Below are 10,198 nucleotides of genomic sequence, written 5' to 3' on the forward strand. Positions count from 1 at the left end.
GCAGCGGCGCCTTCTGCTTCCACCGTCAGCAGCACGGAGCCTTCGCTGATGGTGTCACCCAGCTTGACCTTCAGTTCCTTGACCACGCCGCCGGTCGAGGCCGGGATTTCCATCGAGGCCTTGTCGCTCTCGACCGTCACCAGGCTCTGCTCGGGCTTGATGGTGTCGCCAACCTGGACCAGCAGCTCGATGATGGCCACGTCCTTGAAGTCTCCGATGTCCGGGACTTTCACTTCTACCAATGCCATTCGGATGTCTCCGTTGAATTCACTACGCAACGCGTCAATCAATTCCCGCGGCGTCCGCAGAGCCGGCTTTGCCGGTCTGCAGGCGCGCCCCCTTGAGGGGGAGGCGCTACGCGCCTCGGGGGTGATCACGCATACAGCGGGTTGATCTTGTCGGCCTTGATGCCGTACTTGGCAATCGCCTCGGCCACCTTGGCAAGCGGGAGCGTGCCTTCGTCGGCCAGCGCCTTCAGCGTCGCGACGACGATGTAGTGCCGGTTGATCTCGAAGTGCTCGCGCAGCTTGCTGCGGAAGTCGCTGCGGCCGAAGCCGTCCGTGCCCAGCACCTTGTAGGTCTTGCCCTTGGGGATGAAGGCGCGGATCTGCTCGGCGTAGTTCTTCATGTAGTCGGTCGACGCGATGACCGGGCCGGAATGCGCGCCGAGTTGCTGCGTGACAAACGGCACGTGCGCGGTCTCAGTCGGGTGCAGCAGGTTCCAGCGCTCGCAGGCCTGGCCGTCGCGGGCCAGTTCGTTGAAGCTCGGGCAGCTCCATACATTGGCCGCAACGCCCCAGTCCTTCTCCAGCAGTTCCTTGGCCGCCTGCGACTCACGCAGGATGGTGCCCGAGCCCAGCAGGTTGACGGTGGCGTTCTTGCCCTTGGCCGCCTCGTCCAGCAGGTACATGCCCTTGATGATCTCTGCCTCGGTGCCCGCCTTCAGGCCGGGCATCGGGTAGTTTTCGTTCAGCAGGGTCAGGTAATAGAAGACGTTTTCCTGGTTCTCGACCATGCGCTTCAAGCCGTGCTGCATGATCACCCCGACCTCGTGCGCGAAGGTCGGGTCGTAGCTGACGCAGTTCGGGATCGTGCCGGCCAGGATGTGGCTGTGGCCGTCTTCGTGCTGCAGGCCTTCACCGTTCAGCGTGGTGCGGCCCGAAGTGCCGCCCAGCAGGAAGCCGCGCGCCTGCATGTCGCCCGCGGCCCAGGCCATGTCGCCAATGCGCTGGAAGCCGAACATCGAGTAATAGACATAGAACGGGATCATCACGCGGTTGTTCGTCGAGTACGACGTGGCCGCGGCGATCCAGGAGCCCATGCCGCCCGCTTCGTTGATGCCCTCTTGCAGGATCTGGCCGGCCTTGTCTTCCTTGTAGTAGGAGACCTGGTCCCGGTCCTGCGGCGTGTACTTCTGGCCTTCGGGGTTGTAGATGCCGATCTGGCGGAACAGGCCTTCCATGCCGAAGGTGCGCGCCTCGTCCACCAGGATGGGCACGACACGCGGGCCGAGCTGCTTGTCGCGCAGCAGCGCGCCGAGGAAGCGCACGTAGGCCTGGGTGGTGGAGATCTCGCGGCCTTCGGCCGTCGGGTCCAGCACCGACTGGAAGAACGGCAGGTCCGGCACCGGCAGCGCCTCTTCGGCCTTCACGCGGCGCTTGGGCAGGTAGCCGCCCAGGGCCTGGCGGCGCTCGTGCAGGTAGCGCATTTCCGGCGTGTCTTCGGCCGGCTTGTAGAACGGCAGCGACGCCAGCTCGCTGTCGGGAATGGGAATGTTGAAGCGGTCGCGGAAGGCCTTGATGTCCTCGTCGGTCAGCTTCTTGGCCTGGTGGGCGGTGTTCTTGCCCTCGCCGGCCTTGCCCATGCCGAAGCCCTTGACGGTCTTGACCAGCATGACCGTCGGCTGGCCCTGGGTGTTCACGGCCTTGTGATAAGCCGCATAGACCTTCTGCGGGTCGTGGCCGCCGCGCTGCAGGCGCCAGATGTCGTCGTCGCTCATCTTGGCGACCATTTCCAGCAGCTTGGGATGGCGGCCGAAGAAGTTCTTGCGCACGAAGGCGCCGTCATTGGCCTTCATGGCCTGGTAGTCGCCGTCCAGCGTCTCCATCATGACCTTCTTCAGCAGGCCATCCTTGTCGCGCGCCAGCAGCGGGTCCCAGTAGCTGCCCCACAGCAACTTGATGACGTTCCAGCCGGCGCCGCGGAATTCACCTTCCAGCTCCTGCACGATCTTGCCGTTGCCGCGCACCGGGCCGTCCAGGCGCTGCAGGTTGCAGTTGACGATGAAGATCAGGTTGTCGAGCTTCTCGCGCGCGGCCAGGCCGATGGCACCCAGGCTTTCCGGCTCGTCCATCTCGCCGTCGCCGCAGAAGACCCAGACCTTGCGCTTGGAAGTGTCGGCAATGCCGCGGGCATGCAGGTACTTCAGGAAGCGTGCCTGGTAGATCGCCATCAGCGGGCCCAGGCCCATCGAGACGGTGGGGAACTGCCAGAACTCGGGCATCAGCTTCGGATGCGGGTAGCTGGACAGGCCCTTGCCGTCGACTTCCTGGCGGAAGTTCAGCAGTTGCTCTTCGCTGATGCGGCCTTCCATGAAGGCGCGGGCATAGATGCCGGGCGAGGAGTGGCCCTGGATGTAGAGCAGGTCACCGCCGTGCACGCCGTCGTCGCCGTGCCAGAAGTGGTTGAAGCCGGCACCGAACATCGTGGCAACCGAGGCGAAGGACGAGATGTGGCCACCCAGGTCGCCGCCATCGGCCGGGTGCAGGCGGTTGGCCTTGACGACCATGGCCATCGCGTTCCAGCGCATGTAGGCGCGCAGGCGCTCCTCGATTTCCAGGTTGCCCAGGCAATGGGCTTCGTCTTCCGGCTCGATCGTGTTGACGTAGCCGGTGGTGGCCGAGAACGGGCGGTCCACGCCGTGTTGGCGGGCGTGCTCGAGCAGTTGCTCAAGCAGGAAATGGCCGCGATCACGCCCCTCTGAATCGATGACGGCGGACAAGGCGTCCAGCCACTCACGGGTTTCTTGCGCATCGGCATCAACGGCCGACGCGCCCAAGAATGATTCAGGCACGGCTGACATGGTGTCTCCTCAAACGGGGTTCTAAAAGGTCGGCGCGCAGTTTGGCACAGGGTCCGTGAATTTTCAAATTGCGATTGTGCTTTTCACATTATGAATTCGCCATCCTCCTTCAGGCCTGGAACCGGCTGCCCCAATGGTTGGGCAAACCTGCAGCACCGGCCCACGCGAAAACCCGGGCCCAGGCGCTGCCCCAAGCCGCAAGCGGCATCGATAATCGCCCCGCCATGCCCGTTGCCCGAGACATCCCTTCCGCCAGCCACCCCAACAGCCTGCTGCACCGCCTGTTCCGGCGCTGGTGGCGGCAGCAATCTCCCTCGCGCCAGGACCGCTTTGCAACCATCGCCCCGTTGATTTCGGTGCTGATGTTTCTCGCGACCATCACCGCCACCTTCTGGTACCTGCGCAACGAGGAGATTGAACGGGCCGGCGAAGCACTGCGGCGCGACACCGAAATCTCCCAGCAGCAGATCCGCCTGCACCTGATCGAGAACCAGGAACAGCTGGTGCGCATGGCGCGCGAGCTGGCAACGCGCGACATCGCGCCCGAGGAGTTCCTGCCGCATGCCGCCGCCTTCCAGCGCGAGCGCCCCGAGGTCCGCCACCTGACCTGGGTCACTGCGCAGCGCCAGGTGCGCGCCTCCCAGGCGGTGCTGTCCTATGAATCGGTTGCGTCCGAAAAGCCCGCCAAGCACAACCCGTCTTTCCCGGGCGAAGGCCTGGCACTGGCGTCAGAAGCCGCCTTTATCGCGGCACGGGACACGCGCCAGCCGGTGTACTCCCGCCCGTTCACCGACGCCGACGGCATGGCGGTCTTCCAGGTGCAGGTGCCGCTGATCGACCGCGGCAACTTCGCCGGCACGCTGATCGTCGAATATTCGATCGAGTCGCTGGTGCGCTACTACGTGCCCAGCGAAGTTTCGCGCCGGCACATCATCAGCGTGGTCGGGCCGGAGCTGCAGCCGCTGGCCAGCACCGTCACGGCCATGCCGGGCCAGCCCGTCGTGCCCCCGTCGTTGCAGCATGAGGTGCCGCTGGCGCCGATGGCCAACGGCCTGATGCTGCGCGGCCAGGGCTACCGCACCTCCATCGGCCTGATCGGCAACACCCTGTTCTGGATGGTGGTGGCCCTGTCGGTGCTGACGGTCTGGATGCTGCTGGGCACCTGGAAGCACATGCGGCGGCGGGCGCAGATCCAGAACGCGCTGGCGCAGGAAACCAACTTCCGCCGGGCGATGGAAAACTCCATGCTGACCGGCATGCGGGCCATGGACATGGAAGGCCGCGTGACCTACGTGAACCCGGCCTTCTGCGCGATGACAGGCTACGCCGAGGCCGACCTGCTGGACGGCAAGCCGCCCTTCCCGTATTGGCCGCCCGACCGGGTCGAGGAAAACACCCGACTGCTGCAACAGGAACTGCAGGGCCGCAGCCCGGCCGGCGGCATCGAGGTCAAGGTCATGCGCAAGGATGGCTCGATCTTCGACGCCCGCATGTACGTCTCGCCGCTGATCGACCCGCGCGGCCTGCAGACCGGCTGGATGACCTCGATGACCAACATCACCGAGGCCAAGCGCATCCGCGACCAGCTGTCGGCCTCGCACGAGCGCTTCACCACGGTGCTGGAAGGGCTGGACGCGGCGGTGTCGGTGCTGTCGGTCCAGCAGGGCGAGCTGCTGTTCGCCAACCGCTCGTACCGGCTGTGGTTTGGTGCCGACGCCCGTGGCCATGGGCAACTCGCCCACAGCACGCCGGCGCAAAGCTACCAGGCCGAGGCGGACGAGGAGGTCGACGGCCTGTCCGGCCTGCCGACGCAGGAGCTGACCGAAGCTGGCGCGCACCCGCACGAGATCTACGTCGAGCCGCTGGCAATGTGGTTCGACGTGCGCACCCGCTACCTGCAGTGGACCGACGGCCGGCTGGCGCAGATGCTGATCGCCACCGACATCACCAGCCGCCGCCGGGTCGAGGAACAGGCCCAGCAGCAGGCCGAGAAAGCCCAGGTCACCAGCCGGCTGATCACCATGGGCGAGATGGCCTCGTCGGTCGCGCACGAGCTGAACCAGCCGCTGACGGCGATCAACAACTACTGCAACGGCATGGTCAGCCGGGTGCGCAACGAGTCGATCAACACCGAAGACCTGATCGCCGCGCTGCAGAAGACCGGCCGCCAGGCCGAGCGCGCGGGGCAGATCATCCACCGCATCCGGGCCTTCGTGAAGAAGAGCGAGCCGCAGCGCCAGCCCTCGCAGGCCAGCGAGATCGTCGACGATGCGGTCGAGCTGGCGGGCATCGAGCTGCGCCGGCGCAAGGTGGCGATCCACACCTATGTCGCGCAGCGCCTGCCCACGCTGATGTGCGACCCGATCCTGATCGAGCAGGTGCTGATGAACCTGCTGAAGAACGCCGCCGAAGCGATCGACAGCGCCGGGCTGCCCAGCGCACGCCGCAACATCGAGCTGCGCGTGGTGCCGCGCCACACGGCCGAAGAAGGCGGCGTGATCGAGTTCAGCGTCAGCGACATGGGACCGGGCATGAAGGAAGAGGTGCTGTCGCGCCTCTACGAAGCCTTTTTCTCGACCAAGGCCGAAGGCATGGGCATAGGGCTATCCCTGTGTCGGTCCATCATCGAGTCCCACCGCGGCCGGATGCGGGCGCAGAACCTCTACAATGGCACAACCGTGACAGGGTGCCGGTTCGCCTTCACCCTGCCTGTTGACCTGACCCAGCGCGTGGATGCCCAGCCGGTGCCAGAGGTACCTGATGTGGCAGCCGCAGCCAACCCGAACGCCACAGCTTCATGAGCCTGATCCCCAAAAAAGGTACCGTCTACGTGGTCGACGACGATGAGGCCGTGCGCGACTCGTTGCAGTGGCTTCTGGAGGGCAAGGACTATCGGGTCAAGTGCTTCGATTCCGCCGAATCCTTCCTGTCCCGCTTCGACCCGCGCGAAGTCGCCTGCCTGATCGCCGACATCCGCATGGACGGCATGAGCGGCCTGGAACTGCAGGACCGGCTGCTGGAGCGCAAGAGCCCGCTGCCTGTTGTGTTCATCACCGGCCATGGCGACGTGCCGATGGCCGTGACCACGATGAAGAAGGGCGCGATGGACTTCATCGAGAAGCCCTTCAAGGAAGAAGAGCTGGTTTCGCTGGTCGAGCGCATGCTGGACCAGGCCCGCTCGGCCTTCTCGCAACACCAGGAACAGGCCAGCCGCGATGCCTTGCTGTCTCGCCTGACCACCCGCGAAGCCCAGGTGCTGGAGCGCATCGTCGCCGGCCGCCTGAACAAGCAGATTGCCGACGACCTGGGCATCAGCATCAAGACGGTGGAGGCGCACCGCGCCAACATCATGGAAAAGCTCAACGCCAACACCGTGGCCGATCTGCTGAAGATCGCCCTCGGTGCATCCCACAAGGGGTGAACTTGAGTTTGGCGCCTGGCGCCTGCAGATAACGGGGCCTTCGGGCCCCGTTGTGCCTTCTGAAGCGCATCGCTTCCCCCAATCCTTTCCGCCTCCTCTCCCTCGAAAGCAGCCCGCATGACCGCCAAAGTGATCGACGGCAACGCCCTGTCCAAGCAACTCCGCGCCGAAGTCACCACCCGCGCCGCCGCCCTCACCGCCCGCGGCCACCAGCCCGGCCTGGCGGTGATCCTGGTCGGCGAAGACCCAGCCTCGGCCGTCTATGTGCGCAACAAGGTCAAGGCCTGCGAGGACAGCGGGCTGCTGTCCGTCTTCGACAAGTACGAAGCCACGCTCAGCGAGGCCGCCCTGCTGGCCCGCATTGCCGCGCTGAATGCCGACCCGGCGATCCACGGCATCCTGGTGCAGATGCCGCTGCCCAAGCACATCGATTCAGGCAAGGTCATCGAGGCGATTGCCACCCACAAGGACGTGGACGGCTATTCGGTGCTGTCGGCCGGTGAGCTGATGGCCGGCCTGCCGGGTTTCCGGCCCTGCACGCCCTACGGCTGCATGAAGCTGATCGAGTCCACCGGGGTGTCGCTGAAGGGCAAGCATGCGGTCGTGATCGGCCGCAGCAACACCGTCGGCAAGCCAATGGCGCTGCTGCTGCTGCAGGCCAATGCGACCGTCACCGTCTGCCACAGCGGCACCCCCGACCTGGCCTATCACACGCGCCAGGCCGATGTGGTGGTGGCCGCGGTCGGCCGGCGCAACACCCTGACCGGTGACATGGTCAAACCCGGCGCAGTCGTCATCGACGTGGGCATCAACCGCAATGATGAGGGCAAGCTTTGCGGCGACGTGGACTTCGCCTCGGTCAGCGAGGTAGCCTCGCACCTGACCCCGGTGCCCGGCGGCGTTGGCCCGATGACCATCACGATGCTGCTGGTCAACACCGTGGAAGCCGCCGAGCGCGCAGCCACGCAGGCCGACGCCTGAAGCCACCTGTTCGCACGGCCAATTCATTCCCAGGGAACCACAAGATGACCAATCCGCTGCTGCAGTTCGACACGCTGACCGATTTCCAGGCCATCCGGCCTGAACACGTGACGCCGGCGATGGACCAGTTGCTGGCCGATGCCAGCACCGCACTGGAACGCGCCGTCAGCGCAGACGTGCCGGCCGACTACGACGCGCTGTCCGCCACGCTGGGCGTGGCGACCGAGCGGCTGGGCCGGGCCTGGGGTGCCGTCGGCCACCTGAACCAGGTGGCCGACTCGCCCGAGCTGCGCGCCGCACATGCCGAAAACCTGCCCAAGGTCACCGAGTTCTTCACCCGCCAAGGCAGCGACGAGCGGCTCTACGCCAAATACAAGGCCGTGGCCAGCAGCCCCGCCGCTGAGCAGCTGAACCCCGCACGGCGCCAGGCGCTGAACCACTGGCTGCGCGACTTCAAGCTCGGCGGCGCTGACCTGCAGGGCGATGCCAAGACACGCTTTGCCGCCATCCAGGACCGCATGGCCGAGCTGTCGCAGGCCTTCTCCAACCACGTGCTCGACGCGACCGACGCCTTCGCCTACTACGCCAGCGCAGAAGAGCTGGCCGGCGTGCCTGAAGACGCGGTGGCCGCTGCACGCAGCGCCGCCGAGGCCGAAGGCAAGGACGGCCACAAGATCACGCTGCACTTCCCGAGCTATTTTCCGGTGATGCAGTACGGCAGCAACCGCGCGCTGCGCGAGACCCTCTACCGCGCTTACGCAACCCGTGCCAGCGAGTTCGGCCCGGCCGACCGCGACAACAGCGCGGTGATGAGCGAACTGCTGACGCTGCGCGCCGAAGAGGCCGCACTGCTGGGCTACGCCAACTACGCCGAGGTCTCGCTGGCCAGCAAGATGGCCCGCAGCCCGGCCGAAGTCATGAGCTTCCTGCGCGACCTGGCGCAGCGCGCCCGCCCCAGCGCCGAGCAGGACTTGAGCGACCTGCGCGCCTTTGCCAAGGCCGAGCTGGGCCTGGCCGACCTGCAGGCCTGGGACGTGGCCTACGCCAGCGAGAAGCTGAAGGAGGCCCGCTATGCCTTCAGCGACCAGGAGGTCAAGGCCTACCTGCCGCTGCCCAAGGTGCTGCAAGGCCTGTTCGGCATCATCGAGACGCTGTTCGAAGTGGCCATCCGCCCGGCGGACGCGCCGGTGTGGCACGAGAGCGTCAGGTTCTACCGCATTGAAAGAGGCTCGGAGCTGGTCGGCGAGTTCTACCTGGACCCGCACGCCCGCCCCGGCAAGCGCCCCGGCGCCTGGATGGACAATGCCCGCGACCGCTGGAAGCGTGCCGACACCGGCAGCCTGCAGACGCCGGTGGCCTTCCTGGTCTGCAACTTCGCCGCCCCGGTGGGCGACAAGCCGGCGCTGCTGAACCACGACGATGTCATCACGCTGTTCCACGAGTTCGGCCACGGCCTGCACCATTTGCTGACCCGCGTCGAGGACCTGGGCGTGTCCGGCATTGGCGGCGTGGAGTGGGACGCGGTCGAGCTGCCCAGCCAGTTCATGGAGAACTTCTGCTGGGAGTGGGAAGTCATCAAGCACCTCAGCGCCCATGTGGACAGCGGCGAGCCGCTGCCACGCGCGCTGTACGACAAGATGCTGGCCGCGAAGAACTTCCAGAGCGGGCTGCAGACGCTGCGCCAGGTCGAGTTCGGCCTGTACGACATGCGACTGCACACCGAGGCCGACGCCGCGCAGCGCGTGCTGCCCATCGTGCAGGAAGTGCGCGCCGAGGTCGCGGTCATGCAGGCGCCCGAGTTCAGCCGCACACCGAACACTTTCTCGCACATCTTTGCAGGTGGTTACTCGGCCGGCTACTACAGCTACAAGTGGGCCGAAGTGCTGTCGGCCGACGCCTGGAGCGCCTTCGAGGAGCAAGGTGTGCTGAACGCAGACACCGGTCGCCGCTACCGCCGCGAGATCCTGGAAATGGGCGGCAGCCGCCCCGCGCTGGACAGCTTCAAGGCTTTTCGCGGCCGCGAGCCGTCGATTGACGCCTTGCTGCGTCACCAGGGCATGGCCAACTGAGCTTGCAGGCCGCGGTCCCCCATGCCTGCGGGGGGACCGTGCCGAAGTGCCTGCTGCGCCCACGGCGTCACCGCCAGTGTTGGTTCCGCGCGGCACGTCGGACCGGCCTTTTTGCTACCCTCAGACCTTGTCGTTGGGCGCAGCCACGAGGTTGGCGCCATTAGATTTGGAATCCGCAGTCATGATGCTCAAGGTTTCGCTTCGCCATCTGTTGCCGCTGGCCACCCTGCTCTGCCTGGCGCCACTGGCCCAGGCGCAGTACAAGGTCGTCGGCCCGGACGGCAAGGTGACCTACACCGACCAGCCGCCCGCCGACCCCAAGGCCAAGGTGCAGGCCATTGCCACGCCTGGCGCCGGCGCAGTGCCCACAGCCAGCCTGCCAGTGGGCTTGCGTGGCCCGGCTTCGCGTTATCCGGTGGTGCTGTATGCCGCGCGCGGCTGCCAGCCCTGCGACGCGGGCCGTGGCCTGCTGGTCCAGCGTGGCATTCCGTTCAGCGAAAAGCGGGTTGAAACCCCGGCCGACATCGAGGCGCTGCAGCGCATGAGCGGCAGCCGGGCGCTGCCTTTGCTGACCATCGGCACGCAGCAGGTGCGCAGCCTGTCCACCGCCGAATGGAACGGCTATCTGGACGCTGCCGGTTACCC

General features: G+C 66.3%; 7 protein-coding genes. 5 read left to right on the plus strand and 2 right to left on the minus strand.

The window, feature by feature from the left end:
• Positions 1 to 248 (minus strand): biotin/lipoyl-containing protein (locus tag FKP22_RS11215; RefSeq protein ID WP_310733321.1); only part of this gene is annotated, 248 nt, incomplete at its 3' end.
• Between the two features lie 125 nt (positions 249 to 373).
• Positions 374 to 3,082 carry a pyruvate dehydrogenase (acetyl-transferring), homodimeric type gene (aceE, locus tag FKP22_RS11220; RefSeq protein ID WP_141287580.1) on the minus strand — a complete coding sequence of 903 codons (2,709 nt, stop codon included), beginning with the start codon at positions 3,080 to 3,082 and terminating at the stop codon, positions 374 to 376.
• Between the two features lie 224 nt (positions 3,083 to 3,306).
• On the opposite strand from aceE, the gene FKP22_RS11225 reads away from it, so the two are divergent.
• The 5 genes from FKP22_RS11225 to FKP22_RS11245 form a co-directional block, all read left to right on the plus strand.
• Positions 3,307 to 5,883, plus strand: coding sequence for a PAS domain S-box protein (locus tag FKP22_RS11225; RefSeq protein WP_141287581.1), 2,577 nt, complete (start codon positions 3,307 to 3,309; stop codon positions 5,881 to 5,883).
• Positions 5,880 to 6,503 (plus strand): response regulator transcription factor, encoded by a 624-nt coding sequence (locus FKP22_RS11230; RefSeq protein ID WP_141287582.1) that lies wholly within the window; start codon positions 5,880 to 5,882, stop codon positions 6,501 to 6,503. The genes FKP22_RS11225 and FKP22_RS11230 overlap by 4 nt, the downstream gene beginning before the upstream one ends.
• 117 nt (positions 6,504 to 6,620) lie before the next feature.
• Positions 6,621 to 7,484, plus strand: a complete 864-nt coding sequence (gene folD / locus FKP22_RS11235) for a bifunctional methylenetetrahydrofolate dehydrogenase/methenyltetrahydrofolate cyclohydrolase FolD (RefSeq protein WP_141287583.1) — start codon at positions 6,621 to 6,623, stop codon at positions 7,482 to 7,484.
• A gap of 44 nt (positions 7,485 to 7,528) precedes the next feature.
• The gene (locus tag FKP22_RS11240) at positions 7,529 to 9,553 is read left to right on the plus strand and encodes a M3 family metallopeptidase (protein ID WP_141287584.1); all 2,025 of its coding nucleotides are present in this window, start codon (positions 7,529 to 7,531) and stop codon (positions 9,551 to 9,553) included.
• Positions 9,554 to 9,734: 181 nt separating this feature from the next.
• Positions 9,735 to 10,198, plus strand: a 464-nt coding sequence (locus FKP22_RS11245; RefSeq protein WP_141287585.1) for a DUF4124 domain-containing protein, incomplete at its 3' end; no start/stop codon positions are given.

Origin of the sequence: Ideonella azotifigens, assembly GCF_006519715.1 — a bacterium.
GTDB classification, from domain to species: Bacteria; Pseudomonadota; Gammaproteobacteria; order Burkholderiales; family Burkholderiaceae_C; genus Ideonella; species Ideonella azotifigens.